22 protein-coding genes are annotated in these 20,184 nt (G+C 43.5%); 17 read left to right on the top strand and 5 right to left on the bottom strand.

Annotated features, from left to right (window positions below; genetic code table 11):
• Positions 1-26: 26 nt before the first annotated feature.
• From FWE23_05680 to dapB, 12 genes are all read left to right on the top strand, one after another.
• Complete coding sequence (locus FWE23_05680) at positions 27-875, top strand: methyltransferase domain-containing protein (GenBank protein MCL2844925.1); 849 nt, start codon at positions 27-29, stop codon at positions 873-875.
• A 12-nt stretch (positions 876-887) separates the two neighbouring features.
• Positions 888-1,460 (top strand): YIP1 family protein, encoded by a 573-nt coding sequence (locus FWE23_05675; protein ID MCL2844924.1) that lies wholly within the window; start codon positions 888-890, stop codon positions 1,458-1,460.
• A gap of 24 nt (positions 1,461-1,484) precedes the next feature.
• Entirely contained in the window at positions 1,485-1,748 is a 264-nt protein-coding gene (locus FWE23_05670) for a FliM/FliN family flagellar motor switch protein (protein MCL2844923.1), read from the top strand.
• 100 nt (positions 1,749-1,848) lie between these two features.
• Entirely contained in the window at positions 1,849-2,031 is a 183-nt protein-coding gene (locus FWE23_05665) for a hypothetical protein (protein ID MCL2844922.1), read from the top strand.
• Entirely contained in the window at positions 2,009-3,166 is a 1,158-nt protein-coding gene (locus tag FWE23_05660; protein ID MCL2844921.1) for a PilZ domain-containing protein, read from the top strand. Before FWE23_05665 ends, FWE23_05660 begins: the two co-directional genes overlap by 23 nt.
• Positions 3,167-3,187: 21 nt before the next feature.
• Positions 3,188-3,610, top strand: a complete 423-nt coding sequence (locus FWE23_05655; protein ID MCL2844920.1) for a hypothetical protein — start codon at positions 3,188-3,190, stop codon at positions 3,608-3,610.
• Between the two features lie 101 nt (positions 3,611-3,711).
• On the top strand, positions 3,712-4,812 hold the full coding sequence (locus FWE23_05650; protein ID MCL2844919.1) for a pilus assembly protein PilM: 1,101 nt from the start codon (positions 3,712-3,714) through the stop codon (positions 4,810-4,812).
• Positions 4,809-5,381: a PilN domain-containing protein gene (locus FWE23_05645; GenBank protein MCL2844918.1), complete on the top strand. Its 573-nt coding sequence runs from the start codon at positions 4,809-4,811 to the stop codon at positions 5,379-5,381. Before FWE23_05650 ends, FWE23_05645 begins: the two co-directional genes overlap by 4 nt.
• 15 nt (positions 5,382-5,396) lie before the next feature.
• Positions 5,397-6,026, top strand: coding sequence for a type 4a pilus biogenesis protein PilO (locus tag FWE23_05640; protein MCL2844917.1), 630 nt, complete (start codon positions 5,397-5,399; stop codon positions 6,024-6,026).
• A complete protein-coding gene (locus FWE23_05635; protein MCL2844916.1) occupies positions 6,023-7,129 on the top strand; it encodes an SH3 domain-containing protein in 1,107 nt (368 codons plus the stop codon). Before FWE23_05640 ends, FWE23_05635 begins: the two co-directional genes overlap by 4 nt.
• 11 nt (positions 7,130-7,140) lie before the next feature.
• The gene (locus tag FWE23_05630; protein MCL2844915.1) at positions 7,141-8,478 is read left to right on the top strand and encodes a DUF4974 domain-containing protein; all 1,338 of its coding nucleotides are present in this window, start codon (positions 7,141-7,143) and stop codon (positions 8,476-8,478) included.
• Position 8,479: 1 nt separating this feature from the next.
• A complete protein-coding gene (gene dapB, locus FWE23_05625; protein ID MCL2844914.1) occupies positions 8,480-9,310 on the top strand; it encodes a dihydrodipicolinate reductase in 831 nt (276 codons plus the stop codon).
• Between the two features lie 142 nt (positions 9,311-9,452).
• On the opposite strand, the gene FWE23_05620 is transcribed toward dapB, so the two are convergent.
• Complete coding sequence (locus tag FWE23_05620; GenBank protein ID MCL2844913.1) at positions 9,453-9,752, bottom strand: hypothetical protein; 300 nt, start codon at positions 9,750-9,752, stop codon at positions 9,453-9,455.
• A gap of 254 nt (positions 9,753-10,006) precedes the next feature.
• Between FWE23_05620 and FWE23_05615 the strand changes: the two genes are divergently transcribed.
• Positions 10,007-10,174 (top strand): 4Fe-4S binding protein, encoded by a 168-nt coding sequence (locus tag FWE23_05615; GenBank protein ID MCL2844912.1) that lies wholly within the window; start codon positions 10,007-10,009, stop codon positions 10,172-10,174.
• Positions 10,175-10,240: 66 nt separating this feature from the next.
• On the opposite strand, the gene FWE23_05610 is transcribed toward FWE23_05615, so the two are convergent.
• From FWE23_05610 to FWE23_05600, 3 genes are all read right to left on the bottom strand, one after another.
• A complete protein-coding gene (locus FWE23_05610) occupies positions 10,241-11,653 on the bottom strand; it encodes a S1 RNA-binding domain-containing protein (protein MCL2844911.1) in 1,413 nt (470 codons plus the stop codon).
• Between the two features lie 58 nt (positions 11,654-11,711).
• Complete coding sequence (locus FWE23_05605) at positions 11,712-12,926, bottom strand: SPASM domain-containing protein (protein MCL2844910.1); 1,215 nt, start codon at positions 12,924-12,926, stop codon at positions 11,712-11,714.
• A 92-nt stretch (positions 12,927-13,018) separates the two neighbouring features.
• Positions 13,019-13,750 (bottom strand): rRNA pseudouridine synthase, encoded by a 732-nt coding sequence (locus FWE23_05600; protein ID MCL2844909.1) that lies wholly within the window; start codon positions 13,748-13,750, stop codon positions 13,019-13,021.
• 231 nt (positions 13,751-13,981) lie between these two features.
• On the opposite strand from FWE23_05600, the gene FWE23_05595 reads away from it, so the two are divergent.
• The 4 genes from FWE23_05595 to FWE23_05580 all read left to right on the top strand — a co-directional run bounded on the left by FWE23_05595 (position 13,982) and on the right by FWE23_05580 (position 19,672).
• Positions 13,982-14,764 carry a hypothetical protein gene (locus FWE23_05595; GenBank protein MCL2844908.1) on the top strand — a complete coding sequence of 261 codons (783 nt, stop codon included), beginning with the start codon at positions 13,982-13,984 and terminating at the stop codon, positions 14,762-14,764.
• Between the two features lie 13 nt (positions 14,765-14,777).
• Complete coding sequence (locus FWE23_05590) at positions 14,778-16,877, top strand: TonB-dependent receptor (GenBank protein MCL2844907.1); 2,100 nt, start codon at positions 14,778-14,780, stop codon at positions 16,875-16,877.
• 46 nt (positions 16,878-16,923) lie between these two features.
• Positions 16,924-18,852, top strand: coding sequence for a hypothetical protein (locus FWE23_05585; protein MCL2844906.1), 1,929 nt, complete (start codon positions 16,924-16,926; stop codon positions 18,850-18,852).
• Positions 18,853-18,961: 109 nt separating this feature from the next.
• Positions 18,962-19,672, top strand: coding sequence for an energy transducer TonB (locus FWE23_05580; GenBank protein ID MCL2844905.1), 711 nt, complete (start codon positions 18,962-18,964; stop codon positions 19,670-19,672).
• Between the two features lie 75 nt (positions 19,673-19,747).
• On the opposite strand, the gene FWE23_05575 is transcribed toward FWE23_05580, so the two are convergent.
• Positions 19,748-20,152 (bottom strand): hypothetical protein, encoded by a 405-nt coding sequence (locus tag FWE23_05575; GenBank protein ID MCL2844904.1) that lies wholly within the window; start codon positions 20,150-20,152, stop codon positions 19,748-19,750.
• Positions 20,153-20,184: the final 32 nt, after the last annotated feature.

Here is a 20,184-nt window from a genome sequence, read left to right as displayed (position 1 = left end):
AAAAAAACTTACCAATGGAGAACAAAATGGGATGGAAGAAAAAAGGAACTTGGACTAACGACGACATTGTGAAATATTATCGCGGAAACGACAAAGCTTATGCAATGTGGGGTCCCGATATGCACTACGGATATTGGGAAAAAGGCGTAAAAACTCAGCGCGCCGCCGCAAGACGAATGAACGAAAAGCTTATAGAAAAAGTCGGCGGAATAACAAAAGACGACTACGTTTTGGACGCGGGTTGCGGAGTTGGCGGAAACGCGGTGTGGCTTGCAAAAACATTCGGCTGTAAAGTAGTCGGCGTGAGCATTGTTCCCGAACAAATCGAAACGGCGAAAAAGCGCGCGGCGGCGGCTGGCGTTGCGGATTTGTGCGATTTTAAAGTTATGGATTATATGAATTTGACGTTTCCCGACGAAACTTTCACGGTCGTAATGGGGCTCGAAAGTATTTGCTATGCCGACCCTAAGAGCGAGTTTATTAAGGGCGTTTACCGCGTTCTCAAAAAAGGCGGACGTTTCGGAATGGCGGACGGATTTGCGGGCAAAGAAGTGGACTCAATGCAAGGCAACGACAAAAGAGTAATGCACCGCTGGATGGACGGCTGGAAACTCAACAATATGGAGACGTTAGACGCTTGGAAAGGTTTTGCTTCCGCCGCCGGTTTTGCGGCGGCGGATTACGTCGACGTAAGCAAAATCGTTATGCCGTCTGCGTGGATAATGGTGATTATTTCGGGAATTTTGTTTTTCCCATTGCATATATTAGACAAAATAATCGAACTGAACGACTACCCTACCGACGCTATGTTTCACCAATTTTTTGTGTTGCAACGCGGACTTATGGCTTACGGAATATTCTGGGCGACAAAGTAAGGAGAGTTTTGTATGCTTGAAAAATACATTTCCATAATTTGGGCGATAATCAAAAATCCGTATGAGTATTTCAGCGCCGAAATGCCAAAAGGTAATTCCGTAAAAGACGCGCTGATTTTTGCAATGATTATTGGTTCGCTTGCATTTTTTGCGTTTATGGTGGTAAGCGCGCCGACCGCTTCAATGCAGGAAATAGCGTGGGCTGCCAAAATCAGTTTGTTGATTTTTATGCCTGCGCTTATCGTTATGAATTTGTATGTGTCGGCATTTTTTGTGCATTTGGCGATATTTTTCTTTGTTCCGAAAAGAAGCAACTTCAAACAGACGCTTAAAGTAATCGCTTATTCCAATGCTACAAGCGTTCTTTTGGTAGTGCCCGTAATCGGCGTTTTTTTGGCGGCGATTTTCAACATTCGCGCTTTTATTTTCGGAATTTCGGCGGTTCATAACGTTTCTGCGTTAAAAGTGTTTATGTTTTTTGTAATTCTTCCGATTATTATATTGGCGATATTTATTACTATGGTAATTGTTTTATTGGGAGCGACATTTGCTACCCTTATGGAGCAATCGACTTTACCGTGGTAAATTTACACTGACAAAGGAGTTTTTATGGCTGCTAATTCTATGAATATGCTACTTGACGTACCGCTTGGAATATCCGTACAACTCGGACAAACCAATATGAGCGTCAGGCAATTGCTTAAACTTAAAAAAGGAAAATTAGTTCGTCTTAACCGATTGTCGGGTGAGGCTGTGGACGTTTTTGTCGGCGGAAAATTGCTTGCGAAAGGCGAAGTAACCGTCGAAAACAACCAAATTTGTGTGAGAATCGGAACACTGTATTCGTCGAGCGAAAAATTCAAGCAGTTGTAAAAGTATAAAAAACGAGCAATTTTACGGAATTGCTATTATCTTTTTATATGAAACGTCCGATATTTCAGTAAGAGTAATGACTTTTGACAAGGCGGAAAATATGAATATTGTAGATATTTTATTTACGAGCGGGTGGGTATCCACATTGTTTTTGGCGATTTTAACAGCAATCGCAACTCGTATCTTTGTCTTGCCGAAAACGTTCGAGAAAGAACAATTTACAAGATTTATACTTATGAAAAGGCGGGAGGAACGGCGATATGCAGAACAACTTCTTGCCTAAATTTACTGCTATTGTTTTTGCAATACTTTCTTTTGCGGTCGCTCAAACACGACCGAATAATCATTCCGTGGCACAAAGATTTGAATGGCACGGACCGTCCGAAGAAATAATTATCGGCGTTTTAATTGCCGTTGCCGCCGCGCTTTCGGCGTTAATCATAGCAAGCATAGTCCAACAAAAGGAGAAAAAGAAGACCATCAGCGATTTTGTCGGCAGTCAATTTGAACAAAGGGCAAGAAATGCAGGACTTTCCGCCTCAGAACAAACGCTTTTAAGAAATATGACTAAAGCCGTAGCTCCCGATATGCTTGCCGACGTTTTCAGTTCGTTGATGATTTTTGAAAATGCCGTTGATGTCGAAATAAACAAGGTCATAAGGCATTACAGAGACGACACTCCGAAAGCACTCGCCATTGCCGATGAAATTTCCTTCATCCGTAAAAGACTGGGCTTTACCTACATTGAAGAAAAAGCGCTCGAATCAACAAGAAACATTGAATTCGGGCAGGAAATTTTGCTTTACAAACCATACAACGATGTTTTTGTCGGACAAACAAGGCTTCTGAGCAACAACGAATTATATTTTGAAGTTGACCTTTCTTTGCTTGATAATTACAGAAAAGACAGAAGCGAAAGTACGTTGGTCGCCAAAATCACACGCAAACAAGACGCAATTTATACTATCCCGCTTACTATTCGCTCGACAAGCATTAACCATAACACACTCTCGTTTTATCACACAACCACGCTCGAGAGACAGCAAGCGCGCCAATATGCCCGACTTCCTGTAGATATACTTATTCACTGTAAAATAATAAAGAGAGCGGACGAAAAAGCAAAACCCGGTATCGGCGAAATCTTGCAGGATGCCGCTCTGATAGACATAAGCGGAGGCGGACTTGCTTTTAACGCCCCTGCTTCGCTTTCCCCTCAGGATATTGTCTTTTTGGAATTTACTTTAAATCAACAAAAATTTGCAATGAAGGGAAAAATCATCGCAATTTCCTCACACGAGAGTAAGCAAAACGTATATTATAAGCACAGATTGATATTTTTTAATCCGTTAGAAAGTGATATTGAGCGGATTGTTAAATTTATTTACGAAAAACAACGTGAAAAAATTCAATTCAGATAAGAAAAAGGAAGAAAACAAATTATGGTAAAATTATCCTTCAAAATTCAATTACTTATGGTATTTATTACGGTCGCAGTCGTAGTTGCGATAACAATTACCGTGGTAAGACAAAGTGCAAGCGACGCAAGAGATTTCGATTTGCGGGCGCGTCAAAGTTCCGATTTGGGAATAGAAAGGTTTTACGAAAAAATAGCCGAAAAAGCGATGGACTTTGAAACAGGCGCAATAATACTTGATTCTATCGGGAATTTTTTGCAGTTTTCCGGGCAAACCGAAGAAGGCAGGAGTTTTTCGGTAAATGTTATAAAAAATAAAATTACGGCAGACAGTATAAGAATACGCATAGAGTCGCGCGGAACTTTCGGCAATACAACGGATTTTCAGGTTAGGGAGATATTTTTGTTTAGTCCCGATACCGTAAATTGGTTTCCGGAAACGAGATGAAATAAATAAAAAAACTCTTTCGGGAGTTTTGACTTCATTTGGCACAGATTTTGCGTATAATTTAAATCTGAACGATGAACCTTTTTGATTGAGAGTTAAATATGGGATTGTTCGCTAAAAGAAAAAGAAAGAATTACAGCGTAGGACTTGATATTGGAAGCAAGTCCATAAAGTTGGTTGAAATAAAAAAAGAAGACGATTTTTACCGTCTTGTCGCCGTTGGTGTGCAAGATTTGCCTGACGGTATCGTCTCGAACGGCGAAATAAAAGAGAAAGAAATCTTTATTTCAACAATAAGCGAGCTTATTAACAGATGCGACCCCGAAATAGTCGATGTGATAATTTCTATGGGGACTTCGAGTATTCTGAGCGATAAAATCAAATTAAACATAGAAGGCTCCGACGACGTAGCCGAGACAATACTTTTTGAAGCAAGCCAAAGAAGTCCTTTTGACGGCGGAGACGTAACAATTCAATACAAGATATTGCCGAAAAGCCTAACGCAAGAAGAAAACATAGAAATGGAAGAAGAAAAAGGCGACGTAACGGTTTTGCTCGTTGCCGCCAAAGAAAAAAATATGAAATGGTGTATCGACGCGCTCTACGAAGCAGGACTTCGCCCTACGATTGTCGATGTTTCTTCTTACGCGTTCAACAACTGCTACGCCTTAGAGAGCGAAGTGGAAGAGTTCCCCGAAACGCTCGTACTTATGGATATAGGACACCAAGGAAGCAGAATGTTGTTTATTAAGGACGGAATTTATCATTCGGCAAGAAACATAAACATAGGCGGCGACTACATTGCCAAAACTCTGCAAAAACAGCTCAAAATAGATTATCAGCGCGCGTTGTCAATACTTACCGGGCAACAAGTTCAAGGTGTTTCGCTCGACGATGTTCAAGCGTCCCTGCAATTTGCGTTTGAGGAATTTGTGGGAAGTTTTGATATGGCGTATTCGTATTACAGCAAAGAAGCAGGCTACGAAAAAGTGGAAAAAATTGTGGTTTGCGGCGGCGGTGTTTATATTCCGGGACTGATTGACTTTCTTTCAAACCGCTTGGAAATTCAGGTGCGCCTCTCAAATCCGTTCGCGTTTTTGAAGTATGACGAAGAATTGTTTAACAATGCAGACCCGTCGAATTTTGCGGCGCTTCTGTCCATAGCAACCGGCTTGGCATTGCGAGGGGTAGGTAGAATATGATAGATAGAATTGAAATTAACTTAATTCCGGCAACGCGAGCCGTCCGAGACAGACACCTCAAAATAAATTTGAAGTATCTTATTCCCGCCATAATTGCCATTGTGCTGAATTTGGGCGCGCTTATTTGTATGTTAATTTTGGACGGACAAATCAAGCGGGTGGAAACAAATATCGCAAACACAAGAAGGCAAATCGAAGTAAACAGAAGAATACAGGACGAAATAAGAACGCTGACGGGAATTCAGCAAGAGATACAGGTAAAAGTAAACGCGCTTAAATCGATAGACGTAAATCGCGCCAAATGGGTGGACGTGCTTGAATTATACGCAAAAGTTCTCCCCTCAACAACGTGGATAACGAGTGCAGAAGAAGCAGATGGCAGAATGACGATTTCGGGAATGACCGAAGCGGTTTCGGAAGTAGGACAGTTTATGAACAGACTGTATGCGGCGCCAAACGTAGGCGGCGTTGATTTGGTAGAAATGAGAGACGCGGGCAGAGACGGACAACTGAAAAGTTTCACGCTTCGGCATACTCTCGTAAACACAAACCAAAATGAAAATAAATAGAGGGCGAGGCAAAATATGGCAACAAATATAAATATTGATTTCAGCGACAGAAAAACGCAGATTATAGCCGCGATACTCGCCGTCGGCATAATTGGCGCAGGGCTTCTTGTCTATTTTAAAATTATGCCGAGAATGGAAAATTTAAGAAATCTTAACGCTCGTTCTGCACAACTTACTCAAGAATTGGACAGAATTTTGGAGTTAAGACCACAGTTAGACAGAATGCGGATTGAGGTTGCCCAATTACAGCAGGAAATGGACTCGCTTGAAGCGCTTTTCCCGACAGAACCCGATGTTGCAGGACTTATAACGAGTATATCGAGAGTTGCGAGAAGTCAGAATATAGCGGTTATGAATTTCAGACCACTTGAAAGAATTTCGCGGGAATATTTCACCGAAAACCTTTATGAAATGTCGCTTTTGGGTTCGTTCCACAGAATAGGAAATTTTTTCGCACAGGTAGCAAATTTCGATATGATTGTAAATATAGACCGAGTAAGTTTAAGAGCGAGTTCGGTGCTTATGAACGATTTGCAAGCATTCGATAATTATCGGGGCAACAAAACAAGCGACGAAATGATACGAAGCGTTTTGGTCAATTTCAGAATGACTACATACACATCTTTACAGGGGGCGCAACAATGAAAATAATTATTTCTGCAATATTGCTTTGCGGCGTCGCGGTTTGGGCGAACACGGTTTCGTATATCGGATTGGTATCGGGGCAACTCGGGCATATCATAAATGTCGAGACAAGAGCCGCCGATATGGAGATTTCGTATGAGAGTAAAGACGGAAATTTGCTTATAAGAATAAAATCGCCTAATTTCACGAGGCAAACAAATTTGACGGGATTAAGAAACCTCGACAACAGTTTTCCTATGTCTGCAATGGCAAGCAGAGTAGAAGACGGTGAAGTCCAAATTTTGCTTCAGAATTTCAGAGCGAATGCAAGCGATATGCAAAGCAGACAAAACGAAAACGGAATATTGTTCCTTTTACCGAGCGCCGCAGGAATTGCTCAAATAGCCGAAACTGCCGAAAGACAGAGAATTCGCCTTGCTGTTTCCGGAAACACTGTAAATCTGAGAGCAAGACCTTCAACAACCGCTCAGGTTGTCGCAAGAAAACGACGTGGCGACGAAATTTCGGCAACGCGTAAAGAGCAAGACTGGTACGCCGTCGAGCTCGAAAACGGAACCACGGCTTGGATACACGAAAGCGTAGTGGCAAACGGCGCTGTTTTTGCGGCGCAACAAGGAATTGCCGCTACCGCCCCCACTCCGACGCGCGGAGCAACAGACGAAGTTGTCGTAGGCGATGTAATAGTTCCGGTGCAAGACGCAACAGTGCTTACTCCGCGTCCATTGGTTATAGATACAGCGATTGTTGCCGAAACGGCAACGCAAGTCCAAGAAGGGCAAACGCCTCCTTCCGCACCAAGAACGGTACACACATACAGTCGAAGAGGCAGAGACCCGTTCTTACCGCTTGACAGGTCGCACTTTTTGCGCGAAGGTCTCCCCCACTTGAACAATATGACCCTTGTGGGAATTTTGTATGACGCATCAGGCGGATTGGCGCTTTTTGAAGAAAGAATAGGAAGCGAGATTACCGCGTTCTCTATGAAAATAGGCGACCCTGTGGTAAGTGGTAAATTGTTGAGAATAGAAGACGGAAAAGCTATTTTCCTTTTGCGGGAAGCGAATTTCTCATACACGGTTATAAAAGAATTGAACGTTAATTAAAGGTGGTATATATGAAAAGGAATTTTGTAAACAAAATCATCTTGGCGGGATTATTGCTGATTCCGATGTGTTTGTTCGCTACACAGCGATTGCCAAGCGGAACAAATGACAGAGTATTTGAAAGATGGGAGTGGAATAATGCCACACTCAGTTCAATCGCGACGCAACTTTCGACTGTAAGCGGAGTTGACATTGTGGTCGATAACACTATCGCTAACGAAAGAATACGCCTCTCGCTTCGCAACAGAACGTGGCAGGAAGTTCTTGCTATATTGTGTCAGATAAACGGTTGGGCATACATCGTATCGGACAACCATATTTTTGTAGCAACCGCTACCGACGCAAACGAACAACTAATTCGCGAAGAAACAGTGCGCCGCAACTTAGAGGCGATAGAAACCTTGGAAGTATTAACGATACGCCTGCGCAACACCACCGCCGACGAAATGGAAAGAGCCGTTCGCGCAGTCCTTTCGCAAAGAGGTCGCGTTTCGGCGATTACTCACACCAATTCTTTGGTCGTTCACGAACTCTCTCGGAATGTCAATACCGTTATGGATTTTATTGACGAAATGGACAGAGAAATGATGCAGATTTCAATTTCCGCAAAAATCGTCGAAATTTCTTCGAGAGTACGTAATAATATGGGTGTTCAATGGAGTTTCTTCGGTGTCGGCGGAAACACAGTTTCGGGCGATATTCATCATATGACGCCTATTGCGGGCGCTCTTCAGAGTGCGACATTCGGAATACTTAACGAAGTCGATTTCAACATAACGATGGAATATTTGTTTACAAGAGAAAACAGCGAAGTTGTTGCAGAGCCGCAAATAACGACCTTGGAAAACAGAGAGGCGAGAATTTTTATGGGTAGTCAAATCCCCGTAACCCGTCTTGACATCTCAGGAAACGACATAGTTGAAATGCTTAACGCAGGTACGGAATTGATTGTCACACCGACCATTACAGGACAAGGCGACATAAAAATGGCGCTCAACCCAATCAAAAGGTCATACAGTATGTCAGCGGACGGACCAGTTATCACCGAGCAGAGCGCACAGACAAACGTAGTTGTTCGTGATGGCGAAACAATCGTTATCGCAGGTCTTACAGACGACGATAACCAGCAAACCGCAAGAGGAATACCGCTTTTGATGGATATTCCGATTTTAGGTCGTCTTTTCAGAAGCACGGAAAGCGACGTAAGAAGACGAGACCTCGTTATTTTTGTGACACCGCATATTATCAAAAGAACGCGTTTGGATTTGATTGAATACCAAAGAGAAACATCACCAAACAATACAGCGCAGGTAATCAGACCCGAGCCGTTGCCCGCAGAATGGAGATAATGTGTCAATAAAAGTTATGATAAACGGCTTGCCGGGAAATGTGGCAAAAGAAGTGGCGCAAGCCGTTATAGCGCGAGGGCTTGAACTTATCCCCTACTCGCTGACAGGCGCGCAGATAAGCGAAAAAGAGATAGAAATCGGCAAAAGCAAGATAAAATTACTGAAACCCGACGAAAAAGAAAGCGCTATTGAAAAAATAAAAAGCGAGTTCGGCGAATTTATCACAGTCGATTACACGCACCCGACAGCGGTAAATTCAAACGCCGAGTTTTACATCGCGCACAATTTACCTTTTGTTATGGGAACAACGGGTGGCGACAGAGTAAAACTTTTCGACGACATCAAAAACGCCAAACTTTCCTGTGTAATCGCGCCGAATATGGCAAAGCAGATAGTCGCGCTTCAGTTTATGCTTGAACAAATGCAGAAAAACTTTCCCGATTTATACAAAAATTACACATTGTCGTGTAAGGAAAGCCACCAAAAAACCAAAGCGGATACTTCTGGAACCGCCAAAGCAATCGTTGATACTTTCAACAAAACGGGAATTAAACCGATTACATACGACGACATACAACAAGTCCGCGACGAGCGCGAGCAAATGGAATTCGGCGTACCTGAAAAATATCTCGGCGGACACGCGTTCCATACCTATCGTTTGGAAAGCGAAGACAAAACCGTCGCGTTTGAATTCCGCCACAACGTCTGCGGCAGAAGCATTTACGCCGACGGAACAGTTGACGCGATAATCTTTTTGGCGAAAAACCTGAAACCAAAAGGCGAAGGCACTTGCTTTTCTATGATTGACGTCCTGAAATCAGGCGCGATGTAAATAAAATTTATTTTGAAAAAACACACAAAATGTAGGGGCAAAAAATCTTTTGCCCTTATTTTTTATTCTGCAATAACAAAAAAAACCGAACTTTTTTAAGTTCGGTTTTTTTTAGGGATGGGATTTAAAAGGAGACACTAATTTACGATTCTAATAGGGCAGACATTCTGCTTGGTTGCAAACCGCCCTGTGCTTCCAATGCTAAACCCGGCTCCTGCATAATTTTGCCGAGAAGCATTGATACTACGCTGTCCGCATAATTCTTGTCAAAAATGTCAAGTGGTGCTGCGGCAGTTTTACCTGTATTAACTTCTACTCTGTCTTTCGCTTTAGGCGAATTTTGTGTTTTCGCTTCCTGCTCCGACACGTCTTTGCGCAGACTTTTCAAATAATCGGAGTACTCTGACCCGACTGTCTGCATATTGTTGATAACGCCGTTCATAATGAATCCCTTCGTTAAAGTTTTGTTCCATACATTTCATCACATTTATCTATGCAAAATGCGTGCCAACACTGTTTTTAGCCGCCAAAAACGCAATTACCATCCATATTTTGCTGAAAATGCAAATTTTTTTCTTAACAAATAGGGAAAATATTGCCAATTCGACAATTTTTCTTGACAAACGGATGTGGAATATCTTATTTTATTGGCACTGAGTAAAATTGTTATTACTTTTAATTGAAAGAGGTATCTTTATGGCTTACAAAATCACAGAAGATTGCTTGGCGTGCGGCGCTTGCGTTCCCGAATGCCCGACAAACGCAATCGTAGAATCAGGTTCAACATACGTAATTAACGCGGATGATTGCACTGATTGCGGTGTGTGCGTAGATTCTTGCCCTGCAGACGCAATCAAAGCATAAGTTTTTTGATTTGCCCTAGAAAACAAAAAAGGCGCTGAATTTCTTCAACGCCTTTTTTTATAAAGATTATTTTTTCTTCTTCTTTTTGTCGATTGCATTTTGCAACAAATTTGCAAACTCGCTCGCTCCGTCTTCGCCGCCTGTTTTTGCTGTATCGTAAGTTAAAGGTGCGCCACCGCCTTTTGAAGACGATTTGTCCGTTCTTTCCCTTTTCTTTTTCGGCTGGTCGGAAATTTTCTGCATAGGCGCAAGCTCTACCTCGCCAAAAGAAAGCACTATTTTTCTTTCTTCGGTATCAATATACTGAACTACGACTTCAACCTCTTCGCCTTTTTTCCAAAGTTTGTCCTTTTTGCCTTTTTCGCCCGCAATGCGCGCCTTATTCAAAAGTCCTGTAATTCCTGCTTCAATATCTATAAAATAGCCGTACTCTTTTTCATCGGCAACGGTGCCTTTTACGGTCATTCCGTCTTGATATTTGCTCGTAATATTAGTCCAAGGGTCGCTGTTTTCGTCTTTGAGCGACAAATCTACTCGGCGTTTTTCAAGGTCGATATTTATAATTTTCGCATTAACTTCATCACCTTTTTTAACGATGTCCGAGATTTTCTTGAATTTTTCCCAGCTCAAATCTTCCGTTCTGATAAGCGCTTCAATTCCCTCTTTCAAACAAACAAATGCACCGTTATTACCCGTGCGCGACACAATGCCGCTGATTTTTTGTCCGACTTTTAATTGACTGCCGAGGTCTTTCCACGGGTCGTTGCCCACCTGTTTGAGAGAAAGTTTTACTTTTGTAGCGGTAAGCGGGTCTTTGCGCTCAACGGAAATCACTTTGAAAGTGTAGTCTTTACCGACTTCAACAACATCTCTGACATTTGCGGCACGCGTCCAAGAAAGTTCTGAAATATGCACCAAACCTTCTACTCCATCCAAATCAACAAAAGCGCCGGTCTCTTCTTTTTTGCTTTTATCCATAAGAATGCCGGAAACTGTGCCGCTGATTGTGCCGCCGCCTTTTACGATTGCTTCTATTTCGGCAACTCTTCCTTCAACATCGCCTGCAACAAGCGGAATTCTTGAAAGGATAACATTTGTACCTTTCTCAATTCCTGTTATAACAAATTCATAATTTTCTTTAAGGTATGAGTTCAAATCTTCAGGCTTCAATTTTTTCGTATCAAGTTGCGAAATAGGGCAAAATGCGTCGTGTCCGAGAACTTTAACTTTCAAACCGCCTCTGCTTACTCCCGTAACTGTTCCCGAAACAACGGTTTTGTTTTCCGCCATCTCCCGAAGTTGAGCTTTAGGCGCTTTTCCTGATTTGGATTTTTTCTCGTCGCTTGACGCCGAACCTTCTTCTTTTTTTTCTGCTTCTTTCTTAATCGCCTGCGAATCGAGTTTTTTAATTTCCGCCATCTGCTCTTCTTGTGCAGAAGTCAGTTCCTCTTTTTTTGAAACCGCTTTTCCGTCACTCATACCATCTCCTCTTCTGACCGCTTTGGGTCTTTTTTTATTTTTAGTGTTTTATTTTCTTTTAAAAACCTTGCAAACCGCAACAACGACTACAAACAGGCATAAGCCCTTTGGCAAGTTGTCTGCGGAATTCCTTATATTTTTCGCCGTTCCAAATTTCGTAAAACGGCTGTTCGTTTATATTGCCCACGGTATAATCCTGATAATCGCGGCAAGGTGTAACACGACCGTCGGGCGACACTTCTACAACGTGATATATGCTTTGACATTTGTCGTAGCCGCAAGTCCAAGTATGGTCGTTATAGTATCGTTCGATGTCTTCTTTTTCGTAAATATCGGGCAATATCTGCGGAACGCTCTCACGCCCTTTGGATATTTTCATAACTTCTTTTATTTGCTTTGATGTTATTTCCGCATCAACGTCATTAAAGCAAGATTTCAGATAGCCGCGGTGCGCAGTCGGAACTTCGCCGAAACATTTTTTATAGACAGTTTCGTATTCTTTCGCGCGTTCCTCGGTAATATACCAACCGTAATAATAAGGGTGAAGCTGGGTTTTATCCATAACCAAACGGTGAATATCCGCCAAATGTTCGTAGTTCAAATTTGAAACAACCGTAATCGGCACCACCATAGGATATTTCAGTTTTTTGCGTTTTTTGATTTCATCGACTTTATTTATAACGCCCATAATTTTCTCGAAGTTGTCCGAGCCGACACCCTCGCCGCCTGCAGGAGCGCGCATTTTGTTTTGCGATGCGCTGTCCCAGCCGTCGAGCGACAAAAAGAGTATCATAAGTGCGCCAGTGTCTATCAATTCTTCCAAAATCGGCTCGAGCGCCTGTGCGTTGCTGACAATAGAGCCGTAAAGTTTATTTTTTCCGAGTTCTTGAAAAAGCGGCACAAGCGGCTTCCACAAAGTCGGCTCTCCCCCCCAAATGTAGTAGGTCGGGCAGTCGTGTTTTGTGTCGGCTATAAGTTTTTTGACGACCTCAAAGTCGAGTTGGTCTAATTTATGTCCTGCTTTTACTTTTTCGCGAAGGTGTCCGTTTTCACCCCATTGTCCGCAACTTGCGCAACGCAAATTACACGCTTCATTTACCCTCAGCGAAATTTGGCTTATCGGAACGTCTTTGTTCGGGTCGTATTTTTTGAAATAACGGCGCCACATCGAACGAAGCAATTTAGCTCTGCTTAAATCTTCCAAAAGACACGGAATAAGGTGTTTTGTTATGAACGGCAACGGAAGTCCCGCTTTACCTTTAACACTCGACATTTTTTCTCCAACACTTTTTTTATACTTTTGAGGAGGAAAAATACTATATGCCAAAGCAAAATAGCGATTTTTTAAGAATTTTTTCGTATTTTTTATTGAAACTTGTTTTTTAGCGCCTCAACTTCTGCCTGCGACAACTCTCTAATCTTTCCGTAAGGCAAATCTCCGAGTTTAACGCTTGCAAAAGACAGGCGTTTCAGTTGAATTACCTTTTCTCCGAGCGCTTCAAAAATTCGGCGTACCTGCCGATTTTTCCCCTCGCACAAATCCATTTCATAGCAAAATTTGTCGCCGTCGCGAAACTTAAATCTTACTGCCGCCGCTTTCAGATTTTCACCCTCCGACACAACGCCTGTTTCAACAATTTTCTTCATTTCCGCAATGCCCAATTCCCTGCCGATTTTTACAAAATACACTTTTTTAACCTGAAATTTCGGGTGAGTTAGCGTAAACGCCAAATCTCCGTCGTTTGTTAAAAGAAGCAGTCCTTCGGAATTAAAATCGAGCCGACCGACGTATTTCAGCGCCTCATAATTTTCGACATTCAGTTTTTTCAGCGCGTCGTAAATAGTCGCCCGCCCGTTTTCGTCGCTTCTGCTTACAATGGCGCCTTTGGTTTTATGATAGGCGTAATATCTTTTCTGCAAATCAGACAAAATCTTTTTTCCATCAAGCAGAATTTCGTCAGTATCCTTATCGACCTGTGCGCCGATTTGCGCAACCTCACCGTTAATTAAAACCTTGCCCGACAAAATAACTTCGTCGCACTGTCTTCGAGAGCCGACCCCGCATTCGGCGAGGTATCTGTTTATTCGTATTTTCATTATTTTTGCTTCCTTTTGACAGGAAAATACATTTTGCGCCACACAAAACACTCAAAAAATCAACTATTTTTTTGTTCATCCTCAAATTGTGCATTTAACAAAACGCCGTAAAAGAAAATGCTCATTCAGTGTTTTTGAAATTCCTTGACTTAAACGTTTAATAAAACTTAATTTATTCCCGAAAAGAAACCCAAAAATGCTTTTTGAACTTATTTTAAAGGAGTTATATTTATGAAAAAGTTATTTGTGCCACTGTTTGCGATGCTTTTATTGCTTGGCTGCGCCTCTACCGACACCCCAACCGTTGAGTACGCGACCATTCATTTCAGTTTTGTGCCCGATGTCGATTTGGGGGCGGGAACGGTAAGTTTTAGCGCAGGCGGCGCTACTTGGACAATAGATACGGCGCACGTATCATTCGGCGATATAGGTATTCACTGGGAAGAAGATTGGGCGCCGAGAAGCGCGCAAAGACAACCGCGCCACGATACGGGCGGAAGACCTGCCGCGCTAATCGGCGACGGCAAGCATTTCGCCATTGATTTATTGAAAGAACAATACGTCGGATTTTCAATGCCGCTTCCGGGAGTATTCAGCCACATTCATAAGACTGCGCATAATGTAAATAGTTTAAGCGGAACAGGGCAAAACATTGTTGGAATAGCAACCCCTCCTTTCTCCGAAACTCTCGGCGAAGGATTTACGTTTTATTTTGCAGGTAAAGTAAACAACGGCGCGGTCGAACGTAATTTTGTGCTCCGCACTCGCGTTGCTTTTGGCGAAAACGATTTGGACGATACTATGTTTCGCCTACCGGTTCAGGCTGATGAAGTCTGGGATTTCAAATTATCGCCGAGATTTGCGCATTGGTTTGGCGGAATAGAAGTTGGCGCGCTTACAGCTGACGGCAATAATATAAGAATAGACGGCTCAAACAATACCGCTCAACTTACTCGCTTTATAAGCAGATTTGGCGGAACTAATTCAATGGACCTTATAACTATCAAAAGATAGTAAACGGCGAAACATGAAAAACGGCAAAAAAATAATAGTAATATCTGTTTTGTCTGCAGTAGCTTTGTTTGCGCAAGACCAAGAGACGGCGGAAACCGCGCCCGTCGAAACGCTTGATATGGGAGTAATGCTTGTGCAAGAAGCCCACGCTCAACTCACGCAACCAAGCGACAGAGTTGCAATAGTCGATACTATTACGCGCGCGCAAATCGAAAGGTCTATGAACACAAACCTCTTGGATTTACTCGGTACAATGCCGGGCGTCCAAAAGAAAATCGATTGCTCCGTCTGCAAAACCGCGCACATTCGACTTTTGGGATTGGGAAGCGGATATTCGCAAATTCTTATTAACGGTTTGCCTGTTTTTTCGGGTTTGGGAAATATTTACGGAATAGAGCAAATCCCGCTCGTAAATATCGAAAATATATTGGTAATGCGCGGAGCGTCAAGCGTCAGACACGGAAACAGCGCAATCGCAGGGGTGGTCGATATTATCCAAAGACCAATTCCGCGTGAAACGCAAACGTATTTCCGAGCAATGTACTCAAATTTTAACGAACAGTATTACGACGCATTTTTCTCTAAATTTATCGACGAAACAAAAACGGGCGTAGAAGTTGCGCTGAATTACACCTCCGCCCCGCGCATAAACACGGACGGCATAGCCATAGACAAACTCGGAACGCTTATGGATAATTCGCCTGAATTTGACCGCGTGGCAATTTCTATGCGGCTCACTCAAGAAGTTGGGCAAAACACCCAACTCAACGCAAACGCGCAAGTTTCGTTTGAAGACAGATTTGGCGGAACAAGCAACTCGGATCGCAGATGGATAGGCGTATTTCAGCCCGAAAGCAGTTTTGTCGATAATCAGGGAAACCATAGACATCGACCGATAATTTATCAGGAATACGCACGAACACGGCGCGTAAATTACGGTGTTGGCTCCAAAACCCAAATTACGCCGAGCATAATTCCCGCGCAAAGCATAGTTAACGAAAACCGCGTAAATTTCATTCAGCATTACCAAGAAAGTTGGTATGGATTTTTAACCTTGGAAGCGTTGCAAAATATGGTTTTCGGGGTCTCGGATTTCACGTTTAACTTCGACAGAAATCAACTGCTTGCAGGCGTGAGTTTTACTTATGACCAATTTGAAGACAACCGCTCGCTCGGAACGCATCTTTATACAATTCCCGCCGTTTATTTGCAAAACACTTTTTTAATAAACGATTACTGGGATTTTTCCGCAGGCGCGCGCTACGATTTTCACAATGTTCACGGAAGCATATTCTCGCCGCGATTTGCAGTAAATTTCAGCCCCGACCACCACTGGAATTTTATGGCGACCGCAGGAAAAGGTTTCAGAACGTTTAATTTATTCTCCGAAAATCACGCGGCTATTACGAGCGCGCTCTATATTGTGGACTCGACTTCCGTTGCAAATCTTCGTCCTGAAACCGCTTGGTCGGTAGCGCTAAATGCCCGTTGGTCGCAATTTTGGTTGCTAAATTTGGGAATGGCGACCGAAATAACGGTATTCCAAGCAATGATTTCGGATTATATTCAGCCGTATTATTCCAGATTTACGACGGGCGGACGGCAAATCGTGTCTTACCAAAATCTTGACGGCACGGCTATAACGCGCGGCGTAGAAGGTTTGGTAAGATTTATACTTCCGCGCGGATTTACCGTTGACGCAGGCACAAATTTCACGGATTTCGACTCGCGCAATCAAACATCGTCTTATTTTGCCTATTATTCGCCGCGCGTATCTGCGCTAAGTAGAGTGCTTTGGGAGCCGCGAAGAACGGGGCTTGCACTGTCGGCGGACTGGAATTACACGGGAAGCCAACGCTTAAGAGAAGTTCGCTTCGGCACAAACGTAGTGCTTCCCCAAAGGCACAGCGAGCCGTTTTCGGTATTTAACGCGCAAATTGACAAAACCTTAGGCAGATGGACTTTCAGCGCTTCGTGTCAAAATATCGGCGATTTTTATCAGCAGAGTATAGAGCCCGTTTTTCATCACGAGGGTGATTTTTATTTATCGACTTCTGTTTGGGCTCCCGTCAGAGGGAGAACTTTTTGGTTTGGAATACGTTTTAACGGATAATTTTTGTATTTTTTTTATGTTTTTTTATTTAAAGGAGGTTCCTTAAATGGAATTTTTGAAAGAAAGGTTAGCGGTTTCCTTGAAAATCGCAATGGCGATGATGCTGATGTTCTTCTTGTTCGGTTGTTCTGACGACGAAAAAGAAGACAAAAAAACAGGAGAAATTGTTTCAATTTTGTTCTGGAATAACACTACCGACCTTGGCGCGCCAGCGGCGCCCGCTACTATCAGAGCAGAAGTCGGCAGCAGAATAATTTTGCCGGTTTCCGGTTCGCGCGGACCTGCCACACCCGGAGCCAATGCCACACGAGCGCAAATAGAGGCATTTGAAAACTTCGGCTGGCGTTTTGATGGTTGGTTTAACCAAGCAGGCAACCGTGTAGGCGGAGCAAACGACACCCTTGTAATAACAGCAGCCGACACATTAAGTCCAAGATGGCTTCCCATAAACGCCGATAGAAGAGCAACCATAACTTTCAACGCGAATACTCCCGCAGGAACATTCCAAGGACGAGCTCCCGCTCAAATGACTGTAATCAGCCGGGCAGGAGCACCTGCAGTACCTGCGGCGCAAATGATTAACGCTTCCGTTCTTGCCGTAAGCAGCGGCACGCGTTTTAATCGCACACAACAGGGTTTCTCTATTACGGAATGGAGCCTTACTCCCACAATAGCGCCAAACGCAGAACGCGGAGTGGACTTCTGGAACATTCGCGACACAATTCCCGTGGAAGGCGATATGACTCTTTACGCAATTTGGACGGACTGGAGACAATCAACAGGAAACATTTTAATTTCGTGGTACGTCGGCGGACCGATAGTAAACGGAGTAAATGCGCTTCAATCTCCCATAGCAATACCCGGTAATCCGTTCACCGCAACCATAGACGAAGCATACATTTTGGTAAGATACCCATATATGGAATCGGGACACTGGGCAGGCGTTAATGTAGAAACAGGAAGAACGCTAAGGCACGCTTCGGGTTCAATAGAACTTTGGCCCAACCTCGACGTTAATTCACGCGATATTACTCACCCTGTTGCAGGCGCTTTCGCAGTTAATTTGCGCACAGACGATTTCCAATACCTTGGAACTGCCGACAGAACCACAAACGCAATTGTTGCGGCAGAACGCTTGAAGCTCGGAACAAATGCCGCAGGAAACCCGCTTACGGACGCAGAAAGAACACAGTTGCAATTAGTTGCGGCAGAACGTCTTGAAGGCGGAGAGCACGGCTCGCCTTGGATGAGAGTATTTTGGCCCGGCGCATACGAGCACCCACGTGGTGTTCCCAGCACGCCAAACGACAGCGTTGCAGGATATAGTCGTAGCCAAAACGCTAACAATTGGTGGAATCGCGTAGTTATAGATATGTCCCAAGACGGTTCGCTAGATAACACCGCCCCTGCAATAGACAGACTGCGCAACGCAGGACACGACGGTTTGGGCGCAGGATATTTACTTAGTGGAAGATTAACCGTCGGCACAGATAACTTCTCATTTGAAGTTTTGGGTCGTTGGTGGGGAACTGTGAACAGACCTACAGGTCCCAACGAAACGAACGAATCTCATACGGGATACTTCGACAGCCAACAACACGCTCGTCCTGTTTGGTCGCAATACTGGGTAGCGGCAGGCGAAACGCTTCATTTCCGTCGCAGAGCGCAAGTTCACAGATGGTTAAACGAAGTTCTTGCATTCTACAGAATACATTATGACTTTGCATACTTGGCGCAAAGAAGTTATGATCTCGGACTTACAGATGTTGTAGGACGCATCATTTTCAGTCGTGAATTGGTTATTGCACACGTTGGAAGCGGAACTGCAGATAACCCTGAATTTCCTGCATACGTTCCGACAAGAGGAACGCTTCCGGCAAGAAGAACGCTTTGGGATGAAATACACGGTTCAATCATAATGAACGCTGCAAACTGGGATTTCGATGCTACAACGATTGCCCCGGCAGCAAACTAATTCGGATTTTTAAGAGAGTGAGGGAAATTCCCCCGCTCTCTATTGTGAAAGAGCAGGCGCAAATACTATTTTTGCCCTGCTCAATTTAACAAAAGGAAGAAAAAGCGTTTTGGACTTAGAAATGGAAAAGAAAACATTAGCGGTAAATTTCGCATTAGCGACAATATTTCATATTGCCGCCTTTGCTTTTTTAGCGTTTATTTTCGCAAAATCAACTCCATTCCCCGAAATCGACAAATCCGTAATTACAGTAATGCTTGTAAGTCCGCAACCCGCAACGCAACAAACGCCCCCCCCGCAACCACAACAAACCCCGCCCACGCCAAGAGAACAGCAACCAAGACAAGAGCGCATAACAGACCCCGAGGCATTTACCCCGAGGCAAGAAGAAATCGAAATTACCGAAACCGAAATTTTGGAAGAAATATCCGAACACACGCAAGAAAGTAGCGAAACAAGCGAAATTTTTGTAGAAACGGGCGAAATATCAAGCAACACGGACGAAGTCGCTTTTTCTCAAACAAGAGAGGAAACCGTCGTCCAATTTACCGAAGCGCCAAGGGCGATTTTTATGCCGCAAGTTCCCTATCCCAGAGCCGCAAGAGCCGCAAATATCACAGGAACAGCCGAAATCGCCTATATAATAGATGTGGTAGGGCGCGTGCGTTCGGTAGAAATACTGTCTATGCCTCCCCACCCCTCGTTTGAGGCAACAATAAGAAGAACTGTTATGTCGTGGCGCTTTACTCCCGCCAAAAAAGACGGCGTTCCCGTTCAGATAAGGGCTACTCAGACAATTGTGTTTGAGTTGCAGGGGTGAGTTGTCAGGGACGTTTTTTATCTCTTTCTTGCGAGTTTAGTTGTTTCTTCCTCTATAAATTGAATGAAGCAAAAATTATCTGGACTTATGACGATTGTTTATTCTGTCTTTATTCTTGTGTAAATAAATTCCTGTCGGCACCAAAATTGCCGCAAACCCCAAAGTCGTAAAAACTCCGATTCTGATATTTGAACGCTGTTCAGCTGTTCTTCCTGTGCGGCTAACAGGTGTTTGCCTAACGTGAGGCGACCACGTTTCTTGGATTTTAACATTGTGGTTTGTGTTTCTTGTTTCTTCTCGAACAAACAAACTGCTTCTGACGTAAACAGTTTGTTCGTTTCCAAAATTATCGATTATTGTTCTCTGTTCAAAGATTTCTTGGCTGGTGTTTTTTCTTGTGTTAATATCAAAATCCGACTTTCTCGCTCTTCTCTCGCGTTCTCTGTTTGAAGCAAAAAAAGTGCCAACCCTATTGCACAAGGGCTGGGCACTGTCTTTTTCGCTAATTTCTA

The organism is Chitinivibrionia bacterium (assembly GCA_009779925.1).
Taxonomy (GTDB): domain Bacteria; phylum Fibrobacterota; class Chitinivibrionia; order Chitinivibrionales; family Chitinivibrionaceae; genus WRFX01.
Note: the sequence above shows the minus strand (reverse complement) of the source record. Positions and strands in the feature narration are given on the sequence as shown.

Bases quoted from the DNA above. Each gene is read 5' to 3' on its own strand.
- FWE23_05585 (MCL2844906.1), top strand. From the start codon at position 16,924: ATGGAATTTTTGAAAGAAAGGTTAGCGGTTTCCTTGAAAATCGCAATG.
- FWE23_05665 (MCL2844922.1), top strand. From the start codon at position 1,849: ATGAATATTGTAGATATTTTATTTACGAGCGGGTGGGTATCCACATTG.
- FWE23_05610 (MCL2844911.1), bottom strand. From the start codon at position 11,653: ATGAGTGACGGAAAAGCGGTTTCAAAAAAAGAGGAACTGACTTCTGCA.
- FWE23_05660 (MCL2844921.1), top strand. From the start codon at position 2,009: ATGCAGAACAACTTCTTGCCTAAATTTACTGCTATTGTTTTTGCAATA.
- FWE23_05630 (MCL2844915.1), top strand. From the start codon at position 7,141: ATGAAAAGGAATTTTGTAAACAAAATCATCTTGGCGGGATTATTGCTG.
- FWE23_05680 (MCL2844925.1), top strand. From the start codon at position 27: ATGGGATGGAAGAAAAAAGGAACTTGGACTAACGACGACATTGTGAAA.
- FWE23_05645 (MCL2844918.1), top strand. From the start codon at position 4,809: ATGATAGATAGAATTGAAATTAACTTAATTCCGGCAACGCGAGCCGTC.
- FWE23_05635 (MCL2844916.1), top strand. From the start codon at position 6,023: ATGAAAATAATTATTTCTGCAATATTGCTTTGCGGCGTCGCGGTTTGG.
- FWE23_05670 (MCL2844923.1), top strand. From the start codon at position 1,485: ATGGCTGCTAATTCTATGAATATGCTACTTGACGTACCGCTTGGAATA.
- FWE23_05595 (MCL2844908.1), top strand. From the start codon at position 13,982: ATGAAAAAGTTATTTGTGCCACTGTTTGCGATGCTTTTATTGCTTGGC.
- FWE23_05620 (MCL2844913.1), bottom strand. From the start codon at position 9,752: ATGAACGGCGTTATCAACAATATGCAGACAGTCGGGTCAGAGTACTCC.
- FWE23_05605 (MCL2844910.1), bottom strand. From the start codon at position 12,926: ATGTCGAGTGTTAAAGGTAAAGCGGGACTTCCGTTGCCGTTCATAACA.
- FWE23_05650 (MCL2844919.1), top strand. From the start codon at position 3,712: ATGGGATTGTTCGCTAAAAGAAAAAGAAAGAATTACAGCGTAGGACTT.
- FWE23_05640 (MCL2844917.1), top strand. From the start codon at position 5,397: ATGGCAACAAATATAAATATTGATTTCAGCGACAGAAAAACGCAGATT.
- FWE23_05655 (MCL2844920.1), top strand. From the start codon at position 3,188: ATGGTAAAATTATCCTTCAAAATTCAATTACTTATGGTATTTATTACG.
- FWE23_05675 (MCL2844924.1), top strand. From the start codon at position 888: ATGCTTGAAAAATACATTTCCATAATTTGGGCGATAATCAAAAATCCG.
- FWE23_05590 (MCL2844907.1), top strand. From the start codon at position 14,778: ATGAAAAACGGCAAAAAAATAATAGTAATATCTGTTTTGTCTGCAGTA.
- FWE23_05615 (MCL2844912.1), top strand. From the start codon at position 10,007: ATGGCTTACAAAATCACAGAAGATTGCTTGGCGTGCGGCGCTTGCGTT.
- FWE23_05600 (MCL2844909.1), bottom strand. From the start codon at position 13,750: ATGAAAATACGAATAAACAGATACCTCGCCGAATGCGGGGTCGGCTCT.